This window comes from Termitidicoccus mucosus, from assembly GCF_038725785.1.
Classification (GTDB): Bacteria; Verrucomicrobiota; Verrucomicrobiia; order Opitutales; family Opitutaceae; genus Termitidicoccus; species Termitidicoccus mucosus.
The window spans coordinates 3,243,350-3,264,496 of the sequence record NZ_CP109796.1; the positions used below are offsets into that span (position 1 = coordinate 3,243,350).

20 protein-coding genes are annotated in these 21,147 nt (G+C 65.3%); 9 read left to right on the plus strand and 11 right to left on the minus strand.

Annotation, left to right across the window (positions count from 1 at the left end; translation table 11 throughout):
• Window positions 1-205 precede the first annotated feature (205 nt).
• The 5 genes from OH491_RS11495 (at window position 206) to OH491_RS11515 (ending at window position 4,035) form a co-directional block, all read left to right on the plus strand.
• Window positions 206-661, plus strand: coding sequence for a hypothetical protein (locus OH491_RS11495; protein ID WP_068771278.1), 456 nt, complete (start codon window positions 206-208; stop codon window positions 659-661).
• 101 nt (window positions 662-762) lie between these two features.
• Window positions 763-1,224 (plus strand): cupin domain-containing protein, encoded by a 462-nt coding sequence (locus OH491_RS11500; RefSeq protein WP_084442361.1) that lies wholly within the window; start codon window positions 763-765, stop codon window positions 1,222-1,224.
• Between the two features lie 270 nt (window positions 1,225-1,494).
• Complete coding sequence (locus tag OH491_RS11505) at window positions 1,495-2,712, plus strand: DUF1015 domain-containing protein (protein ID WP_342751026.1); 1,218 nt, start codon at window positions 1,495-1,497, stop codon at window positions 2,710-2,712.
• Between the two features lie 316 nt (window positions 2,713-3,028).
• Window positions 3,029-3,691, plus strand: a complete 663-nt coding sequence (locus tag OH491_RS11510) for a BON domain-containing protein (RefSeq protein WP_068771276.1) — start codon at window positions 3,029-3,031, stop codon at window positions 3,689-3,691.
• A 44-nt stretch (window positions 3,692-3,735) separates the two neighbouring features.
• A complete protein-coding gene (locus OH491_RS11515; RefSeq protein WP_084442359.1) occupies window positions 3,736-4,035 on the plus strand; it encodes a DUF1653 domain-containing protein in 300 nt (99 codons plus the stop codon).
• 378 nt (window positions 4,036-4,413) lie between these two features.
• Here OH491_RS11515 and OH491_RS11520 read toward each other — a convergent pair whose 3' ends face one another.
• Genes OH491_RS11520 through glnS form a run of 4 tightly spaced genes read right to left on the minus strand, consistent with a single transcriptional unit; the run spans window position 4,414 to window position 7,875 of the window.
• Entirely contained in the window at window positions 4,414-5,310 is an 897-nt protein-coding gene (locus tag OH491_RS11520) for a homocysteine S-methyltransferase family protein (protein WP_068771275.1), read from the minus strand.
• A 56-nt stretch (window positions 5,311-5,366) separates the two neighbouring features.
• Window positions 5,367-5,519, minus strand: a complete 153-nt coding sequence (locus OH491_RS11525) for a hypothetical protein (protein ID WP_334319458.1) — start codon at window positions 5,517-5,519, stop codon at window positions 5,367-5,369.
• Entirely contained in the window at window positions 5,516-6,082 is a 567-nt protein-coding gene (locus tag OH491_RS11530) for a zeta toxin family protein (protein WP_068771274.1), read from the minus strand. The genes OH491_RS11525 and OH491_RS11530 overlap by 4 nt, the downstream gene beginning before the upstream one ends.
• On the minus strand, window positions 6,070-7,875 hold the full coding sequence (gene glnS / locus OH491_RS11535; RefSeq protein WP_068771273.1) for a glutamine--tRNA ligase: 1,806 nt from the start codon (window positions 7,873-7,875) through the stop codon (window positions 6,070-6,072). Before glnS ends, OH491_RS11530 begins: the two co-directional genes overlap by 13 nt.
• 303 nt (window positions 7,876-8,178) lie before the next feature.
• Between glnS and purU the strand changes: the two genes are divergently transcribed.
• Window positions 8,179-9,036, plus strand: coding sequence for a formyltetrahydrofolate deformylase (gene purU / locus OH491_RS11540; protein ID WP_068771636.1), 858 nt, complete (start codon window positions 8,179-8,181; stop codon window positions 9,034-9,036).
• A gap of 9 nt (window positions 9,037-9,045) precedes the next feature.
• Here the strand turns inward: purU and OH491_RS11545 are convergent, their stop codons facing one another.
• Window positions 9,046-9,417: a dUTPase gene (locus OH491_RS11545; protein WP_068771272.1), complete on the minus strand. Its 372-nt coding sequence runs from the start codon at window positions 9,415-9,417 to the stop codon at window positions 9,046-9,048.
• Window positions 9,418-9,564: 147 nt separating this feature from the next.
• On the opposite strand from OH491_RS11545, the gene OH491_RS11550 reads away from it, so the two are divergent.
• Together OH491_RS11550 and OH491_RS11555 are read left to right on the plus strand one after the other, a co-directional pair.
• Window positions 9,565-11,043 carry a tryptophanase gene (locus tag OH491_RS11550; protein WP_068771271.1) on the plus strand — a complete coding sequence of 493 codons (1,479 nt, stop codon included), beginning with the start codon at window positions 9,565-9,567 and terminating at the stop codon, window positions 11,041-11,043.
• 160 nt (window positions 11,044-11,203) lie between these two features.
• The gene (locus OH491_RS11555) at window positions 11,204-12,646 is read left to right on the plus strand and encodes a trypsin-like peptidase domain-containing protein (protein ID WP_068771270.1); all 1,443 of its coding nucleotides are present in this window, start codon (window positions 11,204-11,206) and stop codon (window positions 12,644-12,646) included.
• Between the two features lie 107 nt (window positions 12,647-12,753).
• Here the strand turns inward: OH491_RS11555 and OH491_RS11560 are convergent, their stop codons facing one another.
• From OH491_RS11560 to OH491_RS11570, 3 genes are all read right to left on the minus strand, one after another.
• Window positions 12,754-13,290, minus strand: a complete 537-nt coding sequence (locus tag OH491_RS11560; RefSeq protein WP_334319456.1) for an SET domain-containing protein — start codon at window positions 13,288-13,290, stop codon at window positions 12,754-12,756.
• 186 nt (window positions 13,291-13,476) lie between these two features.
• On the minus strand, window positions 13,477-14,292 hold the full coding sequence (gene metQ / locus OH491_RS11565) for a methionine ABC transporter substrate-binding lipoprotein MetQ (protein WP_068771269.1): 816 nt from the start codon (window positions 14,290-14,292) through the stop codon (window positions 13,477-13,479).
• 98 nt (window positions 14,293-14,390) lie between these two features.
• A complete protein-coding gene (locus tag OH491_RS11570) occupies window positions 14,391-15,044 on the minus strand; it encodes a methionine ABC transporter permease (protein ID WP_068771268.1) in 654 nt (217 codons plus the stop codon).
• A gap of 277 nt (window positions 15,045-15,321) precedes the next feature.
• Between OH491_RS11570 and OH491_RS11575 the strand changes: the two genes are divergently transcribed.
• A complete protein-coding gene (locus OH491_RS11575; RefSeq protein WP_334319454.1) occupies window positions 15,322-16,659 on the plus strand; it encodes an RsmB/NOP family class I SAM-dependent RNA methyltransferase in 1,338 nt (445 codons plus the stop codon).
• Between the two features lie 298 nt (window positions 16,660-16,957).
• On the opposite strand, the gene OH491_RS11580 is transcribed toward OH491_RS11575, so the two are convergent.
• The 3 genes from OH491_RS11580 to OH491_RS11590 are packed head-to-tail and all read right to left on the minus strand — an operon-like array spanning window position 16,958 to window position 21,137.
• Window positions 16,958-19,216 (minus strand): AMP-binding protein, encoded by a 2,259-nt coding sequence (locus tag OH491_RS11580; RefSeq protein ID WP_068771267.1) that lies wholly within the window; start codon window positions 19,214-19,216, stop codon window positions 16,958-16,960.
• An 11-nt stretch (window positions 19,217-19,227) separates the two neighbouring features.
• Window positions 19,228-19,890, minus strand: coding sequence for a hypothetical protein (locus OH491_RS11585; protein WP_068771266.1), 663 nt, complete (start codon window positions 19,888-19,890; stop codon window positions 19,228-19,230).
• Entirely contained in the window at window positions 19,890-21,137 is a 1,248-nt protein-coding gene (locus tag OH491_RS11590; RefSeq protein ID WP_334319453.1) for an AAA family ATPase, read from the minus strand. Before OH491_RS11590 ends, OH491_RS11585 begins: the two co-directional genes overlap by 1 nt.
• Window positions 21,138-21,147: the final 10 nt, after the last annotated feature.

A 21,147-nucleotide genomic window follows, 5' to 3' on the forward strand; every position in this document is an offset into this window, starting at 1 on the left:
AGCATAGCGCGCACGAAAAAAAACGTCCGTTCCCCGGCCCGGCCGCCTCGCGCGCGCCGGGCCGTTTTTTAGCCGCTAGCTTCAAGTACTAAACCGAACCCAACTCAGTATTGACTATCATGCGGTTAATTCAACGATACCTCCAATGAAACACCCCGCAAAAGCCAAACTCAGTTTGGCCTAATTTGTTTGGCAAAGATACTCCATGAAATCGGCTCAAACCGTAGTGCTCCTGTTACTCGGCCTTTTTGTGCTTTCGGCCGCACCAGACTTCATTCGATTCTTCAGGCATTTCAGCGACTACGTCGGCTTTGTTCAGGCTATTCGTGTCATTCAGTTGGCTCTTGGTTTGGCAATACTCGCAGGCATCCTTCTGCACTTTCTCAGATTCCGAAACCTGTCCTCAGCCTTAGTCTACATTGGAAGTGTGCTCGGATCACTCGGTGTGGTCCACCATGGTCATCCGTTGGCATATCCGGTAGCGTATTCATTCTACTTTACCCATTACCCTTCGACGATTGAGGATGTAAAAAGCGTTGTGGGAGTGCGCGTCGACTTGGTAATGATAACCCTCTTTATTCTCGCGCTCGTGCTGTCCTCAATTGCATGTAGAGCCGAACCAAGCGATACAGACACCCCCGACGTGTCCGAGAAAGAGTAAAGGGCTTTTAGGGGGCAAACCAACCGGGTTGGGTATTGCTGATTTTAAACGCGAAACCTGCGCGCCGTCCCTCGCTTTCTCCACCCTCAATCCTGCGTAACATGACTGCCCTGAAATACCTGTCGCTGCCCCTGATCTGCCTGTTTGCCGTTTCTGCCTTTGCTGAGGTCAAGCCGTCGGTCGAAGTGCAAAAACTGGCCCAGTCCGAAAAAATGTGGGACGGCACCCCGCTGCCCGCCTACCCTTCGGGCCAGCCGGAAATCACCGTCATCAAGGTCACCATCCCGCCGCACGGCACCCTGGCCTGGCACAAACATCCTTCCATCAATGCCGGTTATCTCCTGTCCGGCACGCTGACCGTCATCTCCGAGGACGGCAAACAACTGGTGCTAAAACCCGGCGACGCCCTGATCGAACTGGTGGACAAATACCACTGCGGCCGCAACGACGGCGACGACCCGGTGGAAATCGTAGTCTTCTACGCGGGCAAACACGGCGTCCCCCTGTCGGTCGCCCGCCAAGGGAGCGCAAACTACGGCTCCCGCGAGAGCTGTGCTCATTGATTACGCCTCCCCAAGGACAAGCCAAAGGGGGGTGTCCCAAAGCAGTGATGTCATTCCATCTTTCTCTTTATTCTTTCTTCTTTCTCTTTCGTCAGGAACGAGCAGGGAGTTCCGAGCGAAGCGAGAAGCCTGACAAGAGGAAAGATAAAGAATTAAGAGAAAGATTCCGGCGGGTGACATCACTGCTTTGAGCTACACCCGAAGTCACCCCTCGCCCGCATTTTGCATTGAGCTTTGCCGGGGGCGGTTTAATTCCTTGGCCTTTTTCCCATGCGCATCCGCTCCTTCCAAGGGCTCCGCCCGTCACCCGCCCAAGCCGCCCAAGTCGCCTGCGTCCCCTACGACGTGATCAACAGCCAGGAGGCCGCCAGGCTCGCCGAGGGCAATCCCCTCAGCCTGCTCCACGTCATCCGCCCCGAGATCGACCTGCCCGCGGGCATCGACCTGCACTCGGACCCGGTTTACGCCAAGGCGGTGGAAAACTTCCGCGCGTTTCAGGAAAAAGGCATCCTCCAGCGCGAGCCCGGGCGCTGCATCTACCTCTACAAGCTCCGCATGGGCGCGCACGAGCAGACCGGCGTCGTGGCCGTCTTCCACACCGACGACTACAACCGCGACATCATCAAAAAACACGAGAAGACCCGCCGCGACAAGGAGGACGACCGCACCCGCATCACGCACGAACTCAGCGCCAACCCCGAGCCGGTTTTCCTCACCTACCGCGACTCGTCCGAAATCGACGCCCTCGCCGACGCCGCCGTGAAGCAGGCGCCGCTCTTTGACTTCACCGCGCCCGACGGCATCCAGCACACGGTCTGGCGCGTGGCCGGCGGCGCGGACTTCGAACACGCCTTTGCCAAAATCCCCGTCGCCTACGTGGCCGACGGACACCACCGCAGCGCCAGCGCCGCGCGCGTGGGCCGCGAACGCCGCGAGGCCAACCCCGCCCACACCGGCGAGGAGGATTACAACTGGTTTCTCGCCACCATCTTCCCCGCGTCGCAACTGCAAGTGCTCCCCTACAACCGCCTCGTCCTCGACCTCAACGGCCTCGCGTCCGAGGCGTTCCTGAAAAAAGTGCGCGCCGTTTTCACGGTCACCGAAAGCGCGTCCGACAAGCCCGCCGCGCCCGCGCACGTAAATATGTATCTCGGCGGAAAATGGTTCGGCCTCGCGTGGCAAACCGACCCGGCCGCCGATCCCGTCTCGCAACTCGACGTGAGCGTGCTCCAGGAAAAACTGCTCGCGCCCGTGCTCGGCATCGACGACCCGCGCACAAGCAAGCGCATCGACTTCGTCGGCGGCATCCGCGGCACCGGCGAACTGGTGAAACGCGTGGACGGCGGCGAGGCCGCGGTGGCGTTTTCGATGTATCCCGTGACGGTGGACCAGCTCATGGCCATCGCCGACGCCGGCCAGATCATGCCGCCGAAAAGCACGTGGTTCGAACCCAAGCTCCGCTCCGGCCTGTTCGTGCACACATTCTGACGCCGCCCCGGGATCCGTAACGCCTTGGACGAAACGGATTCGGACTTTTGGAGGGCCGAGCTCCCGCGAGGCCGTCGCCGAAAAACGTTGCCTGAAACCGCGACGGCCTCGCGGGAGCTCGGCCCTCCAACAAAAAGCCCCTTTCTCGGTTTGGAAGTGGCATAGGGCGAGGCCGTAACAGAGCAGCGGAGTCTCCGCCGCCGCTCCGTTGCCCACTGCTCCCTGCAATCGCACCCGACGCCGGCCGCATCGTGTCCCGAGACTTGGCAGAAACCCAAATATGGGATTTATTTCCCATTCATCCCAATCCCACGCCATGAAAACATCACTGCTCGTTTTTCTGCTCGGTGTCGCGCTTGGCGCGATCGGATTTTATTACAGCCCCCTCCGCCAGGCCAGGGCGGACGCCGCCCCGCCGCGCGTCGTCGCCTCGAACAAAACGACCGCGTCCGACACATCCGGCAAAGCCGCCTCATCCGGCACGGCCACGGCTTCCGGCAGCGCGGCCACTTCCGGCTCGTCCGCGGGCACGGCCGCATCCGGCACCGCCAAGCCCACCGTCATGGAGCATGCGCGCGACACCGCGGCCGCCGCGCGCGACGCGGTCGCGCAGAAACTCGTCGAGTGGAAACTCACGCCGGCCGACATCAAGGAAGAGCTCGCCAAAACCTCGCGCGTGGTGCGCGAAAAGGCGCGATCCACCGGGACGGCGATTTCCGCCGGCGTCTCCAACGCCCGCATCATCGCGGTCATCAAGGCGAAATACACGCTCGACCGCGACCTCGACACCGCCGGCATCAGTGTCGATTGCGACGCGGGCAAGGTCACGCTCACCGGCACGCTCGCCGACGCCGCGCTCGTGGGCCGGGCCATCACGCTCGCGCTCGACACCGAGGGCGTCAACGAAGTCGTCTCGCTCCTCACCGTGTCCGCGCCCGCCGCGGATGCGGACAAGAAGGCCGACCCCGCCAAAAAATAAATCTCATCGGGAAACGGGATGCGGAATCGCCTGTCTGCCTCCGCATGCGCATCCATCGTCTTCCTTTTTTTCCCGACACCGCCATCCCCGACGCCCCGCCCGTGGAACCCTTGCCGCCGCTCCCCGCCGAACCCCGCCCCGGGCGCTACCGCCATTTCAAGGGCCACGAATACGAGGTGCTGGGCTGCGCCCGGCATTCGGAGACGCTGGAAATCCTCGTGATCTATCGTTCCGTCGAGGGTGACAATACCCTGTGGGCGCGTCCGCGCGCGATGTTCATGGACACCGTTGCGCTTCCGACCGGGGAGCAAGTTCCCCGTTTCGCGCGGGCGGATGGCGAATAGCGCGGAAACCCGGAAAAATTTCGGAAGATACCATTTGCCAACTGAAATGGCACCTTGGCAGAACGCGGTTTGGAGGGACGACCTCCATCTAAAGCCGGATTCTTATTGGTATAGTATTTTCTCTCGACATTGGCCCAAATGGTAGGGCGAGGCATCCCCGCCGAGCCTCGGCTCAGCCGGAGGCTTCGCCCTACCGACACTGCCGCGCCAATGTTAGAGCATTTCCTATTTATTCTGTCGCAAATAAACCATGTCCCCGTAGGGTCTGACCTTGTGTCAGGCCGGTTTAGTGCCCGCGGCGCGACGCAAGGTCGCGCCCTACATGCGACAAAATAAACCGAAAATGCTCTAATCGAAAATATTATAAAAGCCCTGGTATCATTTGCCCAAGGCGCCGCGGGCGGACGCCACGATGTGGGCGGGCGTCGTCCCGCAACAACCCCCGACGATGCGCGCGCCGAGCGCGAGGTAATGCGCCGCGGCTGCCGCGAAGGCCTCCGGGGTCGTGTGATAAACAATGCTGTCGCCGTCGCGCTCGGGGGAACCGGCGTTGGGTTGCACGATGACGGGGGCTCCGTTTGCGGCGGCAACGAGCCGGGCGCACAGCGTGGCGTAGTCGTCGAGGGAAAGTTGCGTGCCGCAATTGGCGCCGACGATGTCCGCCCCGGCCTCGAGCGCGGCCCGCACGGCGGCGGGGGCATCGGTGCCCATCATGGTGCGGAATCCGGACGGCGTGTGCTGAAAGGCATACGTGGCAATGACAAGCCGCGCGCCCGCCTCGCGCGCGGCAGCGATGGCGAGCGCGGCCTCGGCGGGGTCTGACATGGTCTCGACCAGAATGGCGTCGGCGCCGCCGTCGAGCAGCGCGGCGGCTTGCGCGCGGAAGGCGTCGGCCGCGGCGTCGGGCGTGGTTTCGCCGACGGGTTCAAGGATGCCGCCGAAGGGGCCGATGTCGCCGAGCACCCAGGCGCGTTCGCCGGCGACCTCGCGGGCGAGGCGCACGGCGGCGCGGTTGATGTCGGCGGCGCGTTCCGCGAGGCCGTGCGCGGCGAGCGCGAGGGCAGTGCCGCCGAAGGTATTGGTGGTAAGGAGGTCGGCGCCCGCGTCGAAATAGCGCCGGTGGACGAGGCGGACTTTTTCGGGCTGGTCGAGCACCCAGCGTTCGCAGGACTCGCCGGGGCGGAGGCCGAGTTGCTGGAGTTGCGTGCCGGTCGCGCCGTCGCATTGGAGCGGGCGGGCGGCGAGGGATTCAAGGAGGGTTTTTAGGCGGGGCATGGGAGGAATTGCGGAAAGTTCAAGGATAGCGCAAAAAAAGCAAACGGCGCAAACGATCAGGATTTCCAAACCAATGGTTTCAGGCCATCGCGTCTGGCCTCGGCGCGAATTTGTCGTCCGACTTTTTTGAAAGCCCTTTCGGCGCGGGCAATGAATTCGGATGATGCCTGACGTTTTGCCACAGAGGCCTTGCCTGCTTTTGTTTTCATGCGATGAGTAGTTTCCGGACGGAATCAATATCTGTCGAGATAGATGATGCGAGTTGCCGCGACGGAATTCGAGTGTTGTTCCAAATCACCCAGCGGGTGGCGAGTGGCAGATAATCCGCCAGCAGATGCCCGCGACTGCGGAAAAAACGCCGCTTTATGTCATCGCTGGGGACATCGTGGCCTCCTTTGCAAACGCGGCGGCGGACGCGGGCGATGGCTTGTTTCGGCGTTGCAAGCCAGAGGTAGTGAAGCTCGATTTCGTAGCCGAGCTCCAGCGCCCGCCGAAAAAGTTTGATGTAAGTTTTCCCGCTGAGCGTCGATTCGAGGGCAAAGGTTTCTTTGCGTTGCAGACAGGCGGAAATTTCCTCCAGCAGAATGCGCCCCGCCTTTATCGCGCTTTGCGCGGGCGCGAGCGGGGAGAGGCCGCGGGCGATTTCATCGGCGTTGAGGAAGCGCAGGCATTTGACCTCGCTCGGGAGGAAAATTTTGGCGAAGGTGGTTTTGCCCGCACCATTGCAGCCTGCGATGAGGTAGAGCGTGGGGCGGCGGCTCACTTTGCCCATGTGTCCTTCAGCGTGATCGTGCGGTTGAAGACGGGCCGGCCGGGCGCGCTGTCCTTGCGGTCGAGCGCAAAGTAACCGAGGCGTTCGAATTGGTAGCGAGTCTCCGCGTCGGCGTCCTTGAGGGACGGTTCGAGCTTGGCGGTGAGGACTTCGACCGAATGGGGATTGAGGTGGCCGAGATAGTTGTCGTCGGCGCCGGGCTCGGGGACGGTGAAGAGGCGGTCGTAGAGGCGCACCTCGGCGTCGACGGCGTCGCGCGCGCTCACCCAGTGGATGGTGCCTTTGACCTTGCGGTTGGAATCCGGCTGGCCGCTGCGGGTGGCGAGGTCGGCGGTGCAGCGGAGCTCGGTGATGTTGCCCGCGGCGTCCTTCACGATCTCGTCGAGCTTGATGATGCAGGCGTATTTGAGGCGGACCTCGCCGCCGGGCTTGAGGCGGTGGTATTTCGGCGGGGGAACCTCGGCGAAGTCGTCGGCCTCGATGTAAACCTCGCGGGTGAGCGCGAGGGGACGGGCGCCGAGGGCGGGATCGCCGGGGTGATTGGTGGCGGCGCACTCGATGGTCTCGCCGGGGGCGATGTTCGCGAGGGTGAGCTTGAGCGGGCGAAGGACGGCGAGGCGCCGGTGCGCGACGCGGTTGAGTTCGTCGCGGATCGCGTTTTCGTAAACGGGCAGCTCGGTAACGCCGTCGTATTTGGTGACGCCGACGCCGCGCGCGAAATTGCGGACGGCGGCGGCGGGCACGCCGCGGCGGCGGATGCCGCTGAGCGTGGGCATGCGGGGATCGTCCCAGCCGCTGACGACCTTTTCCTGCACGAGGCGCAGGAGGCGGCGTTTGCTGAAGAGGGTGTAGGCGAGGTTGAGTTTCGCGAACTCGTATTGGTGCGGGAGCGGGCGGGGCAGCCCGAGCGCCTCCAGAATCCAGTCGTAGAGCGGGCGGTGGGGGACGAACTCGAGCGTGCAGATCGAGTGCGTGATGCCCTCGATGTAGTCGGAGAGGCAGTGCGCGTAGTCGTAAAGCGGATACACGCACCAGCCGTCGCCGGCGTGGTGATGGGCGGTGTGGCGGATGCGGTAGAGGAGCGGGTCGCGCAGCCAGACGTTGGGCGAGGCCATGTCGATCTTCGCGCGCAGGGTGCGGGCGCCGTCGGGGAACTCGCCGGCGCGCATGCGGCGGAAGAGGTCGAGACTTTCCTCGATGATGCGGTCGCGCCAGGGGCTGGGGCGGCCGGGCTGGTCGGGAGCGCCGCGGTAGGCGTCGGTCTCCTCGGGGGAGAGGTCACAGACGTAGGCTTTGCCTTTGAGGATGAGCTGTTCGGCGTAGGCGTAGAGCGCGTCGAAGTAGTCGGAGGCGAAGAAGGGCGCCGTGTCCGCGGCGCCGGGTGCGGCGGGCGCGGCGTGGTAGTCGGGCGCGGCGCCGTCGCGGTCGGAGCGGGCGGGCTTGGCGCCGGCGGGCACGAGGCCGAGGCAGTGGTCCGCCCAGCCGTCGATGAGCCAGCGGACATCGGCAATGATGGACTCGACGTATTCGACCTCCTCCTTGGCGGGGTTGGTGTCGTCCATGCGGAGGTTGCAGCGTCCGTTGTTTTCGAGCGCGATGCCGAAGTTCAGGCAGATGGATTTGGCATGGCCGAGGTGGAGGTAGCCGTTGGGCTCGGGAGGAAAGCGGGTGATGATCCGGGAGTGCCGGCCCCCGGCGAGATCCTGCGCAACGATGTCGCGAATGAAATCGCCCGGCGCGGGCGCGTCGGCGGAGGAACTGGTCGGATGGCTGGCGTGGGAGTCGGCGGACATGACGGGCCAGCCAAGCAAAATGGGGCATCAAAGTAAAGCCGCGCACTTGCGCCACGCGCAGAGAGGGTGCAACTCAAAGTGATGTCACCGCCGGAATCTTTCCTCTTTATTCTTTATCTTTCCTCTTGTCAGGCTTCTCGCTTCTCTCGGAACTCCCTGCCCGTTCCTGACGAAAGAGAAAGATAAAGAGGAAAGAGGGAGTGACACAACTTTGAGTTACACCGGCGCAGAGAGGCACATGGCCCTGCCTCGCTCGCTTCTTGTGTCCCGCGGGCAAATGGCCTTATGCTGCCCGTTTTTCACATGAGCACGCCCAATACCATTGTCGCCCTGTTGCACGGTCCCGACCGCGCCGGGCTCGTTGCAAAAACCTCCGGATGGATCTACGAAAACGGCGGCAACATCCTGCACGCCGACCAGCATCGCGACATGGCGGCGGAAATTTTCTTCCAGCGCATCGAGTGGACCGCAGCCCCCTCGGGACTCGCCGCCGACGCCTCGCTTTTCAAACGCTTCGCCGAGACCCTGGGCATGACCGTGCGCGTCGCCGACGCCGCGCGGCGCACGAAGGTCGCGATCTTCGTCTCGAAGTTCGACCACTGTTTCCACGATCTCATCCTGCGCTGGAAATCCGGCGACCACGCGTGCGACATCGTCGCCATCGTGTCCAACCACCGCGATCTCGAGGCCGCCGCGAAAGGCTACGGCCTGCCTTATCATTACATCCCGGTGGCCGCCGGGACGAAGGCCGCCGCCGAGACGAAACAGCTCGAATTGCTCGACCAGCTCGGCATCGAGCTGGTCATCATGGCGCGCTACATGCAGGTGCTGTCGGCCGACTTTCTGGCGAAGTGCGCAAACCGTCCGGTGATCAACATCCACCATTCCTTCCTGCCCGCGTTTGCCGGCGGGCGCCCCTATCAGCAGGCGCACGAGCGCGGCGTGAAGCTCATCGGCGCCACCGCGCACTACGCCACGCCGGTGCTCGACGACGGCCCCATCATCCAGCAGGACGTCGTGCGGGTGACGCATCGCCACGGCGTGAACGACCTCGTCCGCAAGGGCCGCGACCTCGAAAAGATCGTCCTCGCCCAGGCGGTGCGCTGGCACCTGGAGCATCGCGTGCTCGTTTACGGCAACAAGACGGTTGTGTTCGATTGAGGCGCGGTCCTAAATGTGCCGCGAGTCGCCCTCGTCCTTTTTGGCGTAGCCGGTGTCCTGGCGCTGGTGGTTGACCTGGTTTTTTTTCACGTAGGCCTGGTACACATCGTCGGCGCTCATGCCGAGCGTCTGCGCGAGCGACACGAGGAAGTGGAACAAGTCAACCACCTCCACCTTCGCGTTCTGCTCGTCGAATTTCTGGTATTTCGCCCACCACTTCCACGGCACGGAGTCGATCAACTCCGCCGTCTCCTGCTGGAGCGCGCGGGTGTAGTTGAGCACCCACTTCGCTTTTTCCTCGTCACCGGCAGGCGGCAGCGCGACCCCGATGCGGCGATTGAGCGCGTCCTGCATGCGAAAGATTTCCTCGAGCTTGTCCATGCCCGCTAGCTAGGCGGCGGAGGCATGTGGGGCAACGCAAAAGGCGCGCCGCGCCCGCGCCGCCCATTTTATGCCCCCAAAAAGGATTTTACACAAAATTTTCTATTGAATCCCGCGACCCGCCATGACGGGATGGCTGCTTTGTCTATGCAAAAACCCTCCCCTGCCAGCCCCGCCACAAAGGTGAAATTTTTCAGCGGCGAAGACCTCCCGCTCGAATTGCACAAGGTGCGCGTCGTCCAGAAACTCCACCTCGTGCCCGTCGAGCGCCGCCTCGCCGCCATCACCGAGGCCAGTTTCAACACCTACCAGCTCAGCACGCGCGACATTTACCTCGACATGCTCACCGACAGCGGCGTGAACGCCATGAGCGACAACCAGACCGCCGCCATGCACCGCGCCGACGACGCCTACGCCGGCTCGCAAAGCTTCACCCGCCTGCGCGACGCCGTCGAGGAGGTGCTCGGCAAGAAATACCTCCTCCCCGTCCACCAGGGCCGCGCCGCCGAGAACGTCATCTCCCGCGCCTTCGTGAAGCCCGGCAGCATCCTGCCGATGAACTACCACTTCACCACCACGCTCGCCCACATCATGGAAAACGGCGGCAAGGTCGTCGAACTCCTCCACTACCCCGACGCGCTGCAAATCAGCAGCACGAACCCCTTCAAGGGCAACATGGACATCGCCGCCCTCGAAGCCCTCATCGCCCGGCACGGCCCCGCCCAAATCCCCTTCATCCGCATGGAGGCCTCCACGAACCTCATCGGCGGCCAGCCCTTCTCCATCGCCAACCTGCGCGAAGTGCGCCGCGTCGCCGACAAGCACGGCATCCTGCTCGTGCTCGACGCCTCGCTCATCGGCGAAAACTGCTACTTCATCAAAAAACGCGAGCCCGAGTTCAAGGACGCCTCCGTCGGCGAAATCCTCAAGGTCATGTGCGACCTGTGCCCCCTCGTCTATTTCTCGGCGCGCAAGCTCAGCTCGTCCCGCGGCGGCGGCATCTGCACCAACGACAAGGCCATCTACGACAAGCTGAAAAACCTCGTCGTCCTGTTCGAGGGCTTCGTCACCTACGGCGGCATCAGCGTCCGCGAAATCGAGTCGATGACGGTCGGCCTCCACGAGACCACCGACGAGACCGTCATCTCGCAAAGCCCCTCGTTCATCGAGTATTTCGTCAACGAGGCCGTGAAACGCGGCGTCCCGATGGTGACGCCCCCCGGCGGGCTGGGCGCGCACATCGACGCCGGCGGCATCCTCCCGCACGTCCCCCGCGAGGAATACCAGGCCGGCGCCTTCGCCGCCGCCCTCTACATCGCCGGCGCCATCCGCGGCATGGAGCGCGGCACCGTGTCGAGCGTCCGGGACGAAAACGGCAAGGACGTCCTCGCCGACATCGAACTGCTCCGGCTGGCGTTCCCGCGCCGCGTGTTCACGCTCTCGCAAACCCGCTACGCCCTCGACCGCCTCCACTGGCTTTACCTGAACCGCGGCCTCATCGGCGGCCTGAAATTCGTCGAGGAGCCGCCCGTGCTGCGCTTCTTCAACGGACGCCTCGCCCCCACCAGCGACTGGCCGCAGAAGCTCGCCGCGAAATTCCGCGAGGACTTCGGCGACAGCCTGTGAGCCGAGGGAAAGACTGTAAGGCCGAGGGACTGAAGGGCCGAAAAAAAACGCCCGCGGACCCTCCTTCAGCTCTTCAGCCTTTCAGTCCTTCAACCTTGCCCTGCCTTTCAACCCGCCGCCGTGCTTCCCAAACGGCCCGGCAACGCGTATAGTGTGCCGCATGTTTTTTCCGCAAGCCAGCTCCGCGCCCGCCTCTCGTCGCTGTTTTTATCTCGCGGCCTCCGCCGTGTTTGCCTTCGCCGTCGCCGTGGCTCCCGGCGCGCGCGCGGCGAAACCCGACGCCGCGCCCGGCCACGCCGCCCCGCCCGCGCTCGCGGTTGACGGCACGCCCGTCACGGAAGGCAAACGTCCCCCGCTCGTCAGCTACTCCGACGTCCTCGAGCCCGTGCAGAAGACCGTCGTGTCGGTCGCTTCCTCGCGCTACGTGCGCCAACGCCTGCCGTTCCCGTGGCTCGCGCCGGGCGGCGGACGCGAGTTCAAGCAGGAAGGCATCGGCTCCGGCGTCATCGTGACGCCCGACGGCTACATTCTCACCAACCACCATGTCGTCGAGGGCGCGGACGAGCTCATCGTGCGGCTCGCCGACGAGCGCGAGTTCAAGGCCGAGGTCGTCGGCTCCGACCCGAAGACCGACGTCGCCGTCATCAAGGTGGACGCCGCCGGCCTGCCCGCGGTCACGCTCGCCGACAGCGACAGGATCCGCGTGGGCGACATCGTGTTCGCCATCGGCAACCCGCTCGGCGTCGGCCAGACGGTCACGATGGGCATCGTCTCCGCGACGGGCCGCCGCGTCGGCATCCTCGACGAGGTCGCCGGCTACGAGGATTTCATCCAGACCGACGCCGCCATCAACCAAGGCAACTCCGGCGGCGCGCTGCTCGACGCGAAAGGCCGCCTCGTCGGCATCAACAGCGCCATCCTCTCGCCCACGCGCGGCAACATCGGCATCGGCTTCGCCATCCCGGTCAACCTCGCGCGCAACATCATGAACAGCCTCGTGACCAGCGGCAAAGTCTCGCGCGGCTTCCTCGGCGTGAGCGTGGATTCGCTCGGCGGCGAACTGGCCGAGACGCTCGGCCTGCCGCGCGACACCCGCGGCGTCATCATCACGGACCTCTCGCCCGGCGGCCCGGCCGAGCAGGCGGGCCTGCAACGCTACGACGTGATCACCGCCATCAACGGACAGCCCGTCACCACCTTTCAGGAACTCCGCCTCCAGGTCGCGCGCCAGCAGCCCGACAGCGAAATCGCGATCAGCCTTTTGCGCGACGGGAAAGAACAGCGCGTCACCGCGCGGCTCGGCGGACAGGGCGAGGCGCTCGGCTACAACGAGCTGCTTCCCGGCGTGCGCGTGAACCGGCTCACCGGCGAACTCCGCCGCAGCCTCAACATCGACCCTCGCCTCGACGGCCTCGTCATCGCGTCGGTGGACGACGATTCGCCCTACGCGGAGCGGCTCGCGCCCAACATGGTCATTGTCGAAATCAACCGCGTGCCCGCCGGCAGCATCGAGACCGCGCGCCGCTCGATCATCGCCGGACGCAATCTTTTCACCGTTTACCTGAACGGCGCATTCCGCCCGCTCGTGATCGTGGTGAAGTGAGAGGGGAATTTACGACTTACGACTTACGAATTACGATTGAAGGCAGGCGCCCCGAATGCGGCGAAAGCGTTGCGTTTGGGTTTTTCAATCGTAATTCGTAAATTCCCTCACGGGCGCTTTCGTTCCCTCTTCAATATCCTCCGCACGCGCCAGCGCTGGGCTTTGTTCACGATGAATCCCACGCAGTCAGGCGCGCCGCAGCAGCAGGGATGGTTGCGCCATTCGCTGTAAGGAAAGCCGTAGTCGTAGGTCAACTCCTCGCCCCCGGCGATGTCGCGCAGGGCGCTTATCCAGACATGCCCGCGCACGACGGCGGTCTCGCAATTCGGCGCGCAGGAGTGGTTGATGAAACGCACGATGTTGCGGGACAGGCGGCCGTCGAGGTCGTGGCGCTTGTTCAGCTCAAACACATACACGCTGCCGTCGCCGCCGCGCCGCAGGCGCGCGAGCCGGGCCTCGTCACGGCGGAGCGCCTCGGCCTTCGTGATGCGCTCGCCCGTGTATTCGGCGATGCGCTCGCCCGCCGGGATCGCCCGCCGCGCATAGACGCCGCGGCCGTGGATGGCCGAGCCGGCCTGGCGTATCCATTTATTGGATGCAGAGGCGGTTTTGACTTTGGTTTTTCGAAGGCTGGAAGCGGACATGCGGATTGGAAAAAATGGGCTCGGGGAGAATGAACAGCACCCGCCGTGGGTTTTCATCTTTCTCTTTCCTCTTTATCTTTATTCTTTCTCCTTTTTTGGCAAAGCACGGTGTCGTTTGGAGGATGAAGGAAAGAGAAAGATGAGAGCGGGACGCGCGCCATGCCTTTTCATGGGGCAAAAAAATCCTTACCAGCCCTGCACGAAACCGCCGGGGAAAATGCGCCCGGCGGCCGCGAGCACCTCGTCGGACTGGTAGGCCTTCACGAAGTTGCGCACCTCGGGGCTGTCCTTGTTGTCCTCGCGGGCGACGATCAGGTTCACATATGGCGAATCCTTGCCCTCGACAAAAAGCCCGTCGCGCGCGGGGTTGAGATCGATCTGGCTGGCGTAGGTGGTGTTGATGATCGCGAGATCCACGTCGGGCAGCGCGCGGGGCAGGTGCGCGGCGTCGAGTTCGGCGATCCTGAGCTTTTTCGGGTTGGCGGCGATGTCGAGGACGGTGGCGTCGATGCCGGCCCCGGGGCGCAGCGCGAGCAGTCCCTCGCGCGCGAGGAGCAGCAGGGCGCGCCCGAGGTTGGTGGGATCGTTGGGCACGGCGACGGTCGCGCCGTCGGCCAGCGCGGAGACGGACTTGATGCGTTTCGAGTATGCGGCGAGCGGATACACGAAGGTGTTGCCCACCGCGACGATCTTGTAGCCGCGGTCGCGCACCTGCGCGTCGAGGAACGGACGGTGCTGGAAGGCGTTGGCGTCGATGTCGCCCTGGTCGAGGGCGGCGTTGGGGATGTTGTAGTCGCTGAGGACAACGAGCTCGACTTCGAGCCCGTGGCGCTCCCGGGCCACCTTCACGGCGGCCTCGGCGAGCCGCTCCTCGGCCCCGGCGATGACGCCGACGCGGAGGTGGTTGGCGCGGGCCTTGCGCGGGCCGCAGCCTGCTGCCAGCGCGAGCAGCGGAACGGCCAGGGCGGTGGCGAGGAGGCGGAGGAAAGTGCGTTTTTTCATGATGAGGAATGCGGGAAAATGATTGCCCGATTAACCGCGAAGGATGCGGGGAAAGCGAAGAAGATTTTGAGCCCTTGCGTCGTCCTCCATTTTCGGACTCACCGCCGGTCCACGGCCGTGACGAGCCTGTCGCCGAGCCACTGGATGCCTTGCACGAGGACGATCAGGATGACCACCACGAGGATCATCACCAGCGGGTCGAAGCGCTGCCAGCCGTAGCGGTTGCCCACGTCGCCGAGGCCGCCGCCGCCGACCGCGCCGGCCATCGCGGAATAATTCACGAGCGTGACCAGCATCACCGTGACGCCGTGCAACAGTCCCGGCAGCGCCTCGGGCAGGAGCACGCGCCAGATGACGCTGCGCGCCGGGGCGCCCAGCGAACTGCCCGCCTCGATCAGGCTCGCCGGCACTTCCAGCAACGCGCCGTCCACCATGCGCGCCATGAAGGGAACCGCGCCGACCGCGAGCGGCACGATGGCCGCCGCCACGCCGATGGACGTGCCGGTGAGCAGGCGCGTGAACGGAATCATCGCCACGAGCAGGATGTAAAACGGCAGGGAGCGCCCGGCGTTGATGATCGCGCCGAGCAGGCCGTGCAGGCGCGGGCGGGCGAGGAAGCGCCCGGGCTTGGTGACAAACAACGCCACGCCCAGCGGCACGCCGCCGATCACGCCGACCACGCCCGAGACACACACCATCACCAGCGTCTCGCCGAGCGCGCGCAGCAGCAGAAAAGTCATTCCCCAAGTCATGGTCACAGGGGCGCATCCTCGGCGAGGCCGCCCCAAAAGGCAACACGGCTGAGCGGGGGAAGCCCATCCGGGTGTAACTCAAAGTCAAATTACCTGCCGGAATCTTTCCTCTTTATCTTTATCTTTCTCTTTCGTCAGGAACGGGCGGGGAGAAAGAAGAAAGATAAAGAGGAAAGATGGGATAACCTCACTTTGAGTCGCCCCGCCGTTGAGCGCCGTCGGACGGTTTCGCGACGTAATTCCTTGCCAACGGGCGCGGGCTGCGAACGTTGGCTCAATGACCGGAACCTCCTCAACGGACTCCCAACAACCGGCGACCCCCTGGTCGCTCGCGGTGATGCTGCTCGCGCGGTGGCTCGAAAAAAACGAGCGCGCCGACACGCTGCTCGAATCGCTGCCGCGCACGCTGGCCGGCGTCGAGCGGGGCCGCTGCCAGAGCCTGCTTTTCGGCGCCATCCGGCACATGGGCCGCATCGACGCGCATTTGTCGGCTCTGGTGGAGCGCGCGCCGCGTCCGCGCCTGAAGGCGGTGCTGCTGGTGGCGGGTTTTGAGTTGATCGAGGGCGGCGACGAGCATCACGCCGCGCGCGTGGTGCACCACGCGGTGGAGCAGACCAAGACGCTCGCGAGCGCGCCCGAGGCCCGGCTGGTCAACGCCGTCGTGCGCAGGCTCGCCGCCGCGCTGGCCGCGGACAACGCGCCGCCCGCGCTCGCGACGGCGGCGCAGCTGGCCGCCTGGTTCTCGCATCCGGAGTGGCTCGTGCAGCGCTGGCTGGCGCAATTCTCGGCGGCGGGAACGCGCGCCTTTTTGGAATGGAACCAGAAACCCGCGCCGGTGCTGGCGCGCTGGCGGCTGCGCGCGCGGGCGCCGTCGGACGCGGAACTCGCGTGGCTGGCGCCGACGCAATGGCCGGAGTTTTACGAGGTGCGCCCGGGGCACTGGGCCGAGACGGGCGCGGCTATCGCGGACGGGCGCATTTATGTGCAGGACGCGTCCACGCGCCTCGCCGTCGGGCTGCTCGCGCCGAGGCCGGGCGAGCGCATCCTCGACGCCTGCGCCGCGCCGGGCGGCAAGAGCATCCTGATCGCGGACATGCTGGCCGCCGCGAGGGAGGCGGGCGACGGCGCGCCCGCGCGGCTGGTGGCGCTGGATCTCCCGGGACCGCGCATCGACCGGCTGCGCGAGAACCTGGCGCGCGCGGCGGCGGGCGTGGAGGTGGCGCTGGTGCAGGCGGACCTGGCGAAGGCGGGGCGGCGCCTGTTTGCGGACCACAACCTGCCGGAGGAATACGACGCGGTGCTGCTCGACGCGCCGTGCTCCAACACGGGCGTGATGCGGCACCGCGTGGACGTGAAATGGCGGCTGCGCACGGGCGACATCGAGAAGCACGCGAAGCAGCAACTCGCGTTGCTCGACGCGGCGGCGCGGCGCGTGGCCGCGAGCGGACGCCTGGTTTACAGCACGTGCAGCGTGGACGAGGTGGAAAACGAGCGCGTGGTCTCGGCGTTTTTGGAGCGGGCCGGCGCCCGTTTCGAGCTTGAGAAAAGCGTGGTCGCCTATCCGTGGCTCTCCGGGCACGACGGCGCGGCGGCGTTCCTGCTGCGGCGGAAATGAGCGCGTGCGGAGTCGAGTCCGCGGCAGCGCGCCGTCGTAGCGCAGGCATCCCTGCCTGCCGTCAAAACCGAAGGCGCAAAGCGCCGCTGACTTTCTTCCAAGAAACAAATGAGCGCTTCGCGCGATAAAATAACGACGGCAGGCAGGGATGCCTGCGCTACGACGGCGCGCTGCCGCGCGTGATGCCAATTTCCCGAAGAAATTAGGTTTCCCAAATGGAGGGGCGGTCTCCGTGCCGTCCCGCCCATGGCTCAAATCCGGCCAGACGCCGGTGTCCAAAATCCGCCTTCGCGGGCGCCTATTTTCCGGCCCCGTTCTGGACGCGGTTTTCCAGCTCGCGGAGGACGAGATCGCGGCAGTTTTTCAGGTCGAGCTTGCCGGTGCCGAGCATCGGGACCTTGTCGGTCTGGACGACGATGCGGGGTATCCAGAGATTGGCCAGCCCCGCCTCGGTGAGCCTCGCGCGCAGCACCTCCGGGGTGAGCCCGGGACGCGAGGTGAGGAGCACCAAGGCCTCGCCCTTGCCGGGGTCGGGCACGCCGACGACCGCGATGGTCGCGCCGTCCTCGTTCTCGTCGCAGTCAAACGTGTCTATGATCGTCTGCTCGATGGTGCCGTGCGGGATCATCTCGCCGCCGATCTTGGAGAAGCGCGAGAGGCGTCCCTCGATGTAGAGGAAGCCGTCCTCGTCGAAGCGCGCGAGGTCGCCGGTGATGAACCAGCCCTTGTGAAACGCGGCGCGGGTTTTCTCCGGGTCCTTCAGGTAGCCGCCGAAGACGTTGGCGCCGCGAAAGAGGAGCATGCCGGTCTGGGTGACGGGGATCTCCTCCATCGTATCCGGATTCACAATACGCGCGGTGAGGCCGGGCAGCAGGCGCCCGACGGAGCCGAGACGCTTGCCGACCTGAAACTCGGCGGTCTCGGTGATGGCCGGCGGGTGGTGCTGGTTGACGTTGGTCACGGGCGTGGTTTCCGTGAGGCCGTAGCCTTGCATCACCTCGATGTGAAACTGGTCCACGAAGGCATTGTACATGTCCATCGGCATCTTTTCCGCGCCGGAGACGACGAGCTCCAGTGTGCGCAGTTCGCCGGGCTCGGCGCGCTTGAGCAGGGGGCGCAGAAACGCGGGCGCACCGATGAGCACGGTGGCGGCCTCCTCGCGGATGGAATCCACGATTTTGCGCGAATCGAGCGCGCTCGGGACGGTGACGGTGCGGCAGCCGCGCAGCATCATGTACCAAAGGGTGACCGTGAACCCGAAGCCGTGGAAAAGCGGCAGGCAGGCGAGCACCACGGCAGAGGGCGGCAGGACGGAGGTGGAGGAAATCTGCCAGCAGTTGGCCAGGATGTTGCGGTGCGTGAGCACGACGCCCTTCGGCTCGCCGGCGGTGCCGCTGGTGAAAAGCAGGCCGGCCTCCTCGTCGCCGCCGTGCCTGGGCACGCCGCGCAGGACGGGCAGAAGCTGGTTGGGCAGTATCCATGCCATGATCATCCAGAAGAGGATGGACAGTTTGCTCATCGCGCCGATTTCCTCCTTCAGGTCGATGGTGGAGGCGGGCCAGGGGAAGTGAGGCAGGCGCTCCTTCATGGCCGCGGCGGAGAAGACGGTTTGTATCTCGCCGATGCGCATGCTCGCCTCGGTGGAGGCGCGGCCGGCGGTGAAGTTCAGGTTGACGGGAACCTTGCCCGAGACGAGGACGGCGAGGTTGGCGATGGCGGCGCCGGCGCCGGGCGGGAGCACGATGCCGACGCGGTGCTCGGGGATGGTCTTGCGAATGCGGCCGGCAAGCGCGCAGGCGACGCCGATGAGCTTGAGCGAACTGACTTCGGCGCGATCGCCCGTCCGGTCGATGAACTGGATCTGGCGGGGGCGCTTGGCGAGGGCGCGGAGCACTTCGCGGCCAAGGTGCCGGTTGAGCACGTCGCGCTTGCGAAACGCCTCCTCGCCGAGGTCGAGCAAGTCCTGGCGCACGCGCGCGGGATCGGCCTCGCCGGGCGGGATGGGACGGCCGAAGCAGACGCAGACGGGCGTGCGTTTCAGGCGGGGGGACTTGAAGAGATAGCGGTTGTCGGAGAAGGAAAACACCGAGCCCCAAAGCCCGTCGTGCGCCACCGGCTGCACGGGCACGCCGGCGCGGCGGGCCACGAGTTCGAAACCGCGCTGGAGTTTCATCAGCTCGCCGGTGCGCGACACGCCGCCCTCGGGGAAGAGGAGCACGACCTCGCCCGCCTCGAGCGCCCGCGTGATGCGGCGCATGCTGTCGATGCTGTTCTGCGGCGAAACGATGATCGTGCCGGTGACCTCGTAGAACCAGTTGAAAAACCAGTTCTGGTTGAGCCCCGCCATGCCGAGGAAACGGATGCGCCGGGGGCACGCGAGCTGGAGCACGGCGATATCCATGAACGAGAGGTGATTCGCCACCAGCAGCACGCCGCCGCGCGCCGGGATGCGCCCGGCATGAAGCGCGCGGACGCGGTAAAACAGCCGGATGGACGGCAGCAAAAACAGCTCGAGCAGCCACGGGAGGTAAGTCCGACGGTTGGAGGAGGATGACATTCGCGAGGGGGTTATTTTGAAGAGGAGGCGATACTGGTTAACGACTCTTTCCACGAGCGCAAGTCAGACGCCAAGGCCGCAAAACCGGGGAAATCGTATTCCAGGCGGCGGGTGTCGTGCCGGTGCCGCCGCACTTCCGCCAGCGCCACCTCGGTCTCGTGCGCGAGGGTCGGCCGGTCGGTGCCGTAAACGCGGTTTTTCAGTTCCTTGCGCGTATAGGGCATCACGCCGCGGTGCTGTCCCGCGGCCCAGGCGGCCTCCGTGACCCGTTCGTCGCGCCCGCAGAGATACCACGCTTCCAGCGCCGGAACCGCGATGCCCACGCCGCGCAACAAGCGTGTGCGCCCATGCGCGGGCGGCAGGTTTTTGGTGGTTTTGCGAAAAATGCCGCGAAGCTGGCACATGCGGCAGCGCGGATGGTAGTAGCCGGGCGCGTCGTGCGGCGGCGTGTGCAGCACCGAGTCGTCCGCATCGACCACGACGACGAGCCCGTCGGCATCGGTGTTGAAATGGAGGTGGCGGATGACGGAGGGCAGCACTTGCGCGACCGACGGCCAGCCGCGCGCGCGCAGCGAGGGCTTGACGACGGCCACCGGCTGCCGCAGCACGGCCTCGACCAGCACCTGCACCGCCGCCTCGTCGGCCGGGGATTCGCTGAGAATGGCCAGCTTCATCACTTTTCGGCGGCGCCGGACGGGCCGGGTTCCTTTTCCTGCGGCACGCCGCCGAGAATGCCGGCGAACCACATGTCGCCGAGCGAGCCTTCCTCAAGCAGCTCGCCCAAGTCCCCGCGCTCGGACAACCGCCAGAAGCGCGCGAAGGCACCCTCCTTTTCCGAGACGACCACTTCCTCCGGATGTTCCTTGAAAAGGTCGAGCAGGTAGGGCGAATGCGAGGTCGCGATGACCTGCACCGGCGCGCGCCCGAGTCCCTGCGATTCCGGATGGCTGAGCCGGTAAAGCACGTCGCGCACCTCCCGCAGCAGCCGCGGATGAAAGCCGCGGTCGATTTCCTCGACGCACACGACGGACGGCGGGGTCGGCTCAAACGCGAGAGCGAGGATGGCGAGCAGATAGAGCGTGCCTTGCGAAAGATGGTCGGCCGGGATGAGTTCGCCGGTTTCCGCGAGATGCAGGCCGACCGACACCGTGCCGTCCCGCCCGATGTCCCAGCGCACATCGTCGTATTCGGGCAGGATCCGGCAGAGTTCCGCGCGCAATTCCCCGAACGCCGCCGGCGAGTGCATCTGCATGGTGGCGAGCACGGCGGCGAGATTGGCGCCGTTTGACATCAATTCCCCGCCGTCGCGCGAGGGGCTGCGCGACGCCAGCGCGCGGTGGTCAAACACATACGAGCGCATGCGCGCCAGTTGCGCGCGCAACCCGGCCCAGTCGTCCGCGCCCTCGCCCGTCGCCAGCGGAAACACTTGCAGCAAGTCGCACGAGGCGGCCGTCGCGCCGCTCATCACGACCTCCAGCGCGTCATGCGGCGGCGTGAAATGAAACGTCACCTCGGGGCCGCCCTGCGCCTCGCGCTCCTCGTCGGCGTTTCCGCGCAGGGGCAGCCTGGCGAGCGCGCGCAGGCGCATGAGGCCGTCGATCAAGCTCGTCTTGCCCGAGCCGTTGGGCCCGATGATGAGGTTGAAGGGCAGCAGATCCAGCCGCGCGTTTCGCAGCGCCCGGAAATTGCGAATGGCAACCGAAGAAATCACGCCGCGAGCCTCGCAAAAACGGAAGACGAGGCAATAGAGCATTTCAAGAAAACCGTGCCAGCATTTATAGACGGAGGGACGGCGCGCGGGATTGCGTGGCGCGGGCGACCCCGCCCATGAGTCCGTGGGTTTGCGGCGCGGAGCGCCGTCCACGGGCGGGCCGCCCGTGCCACTCGACCCGCGCTGCATCGCCTCATGCTCTGTCGGCAAGGTGGAGCCG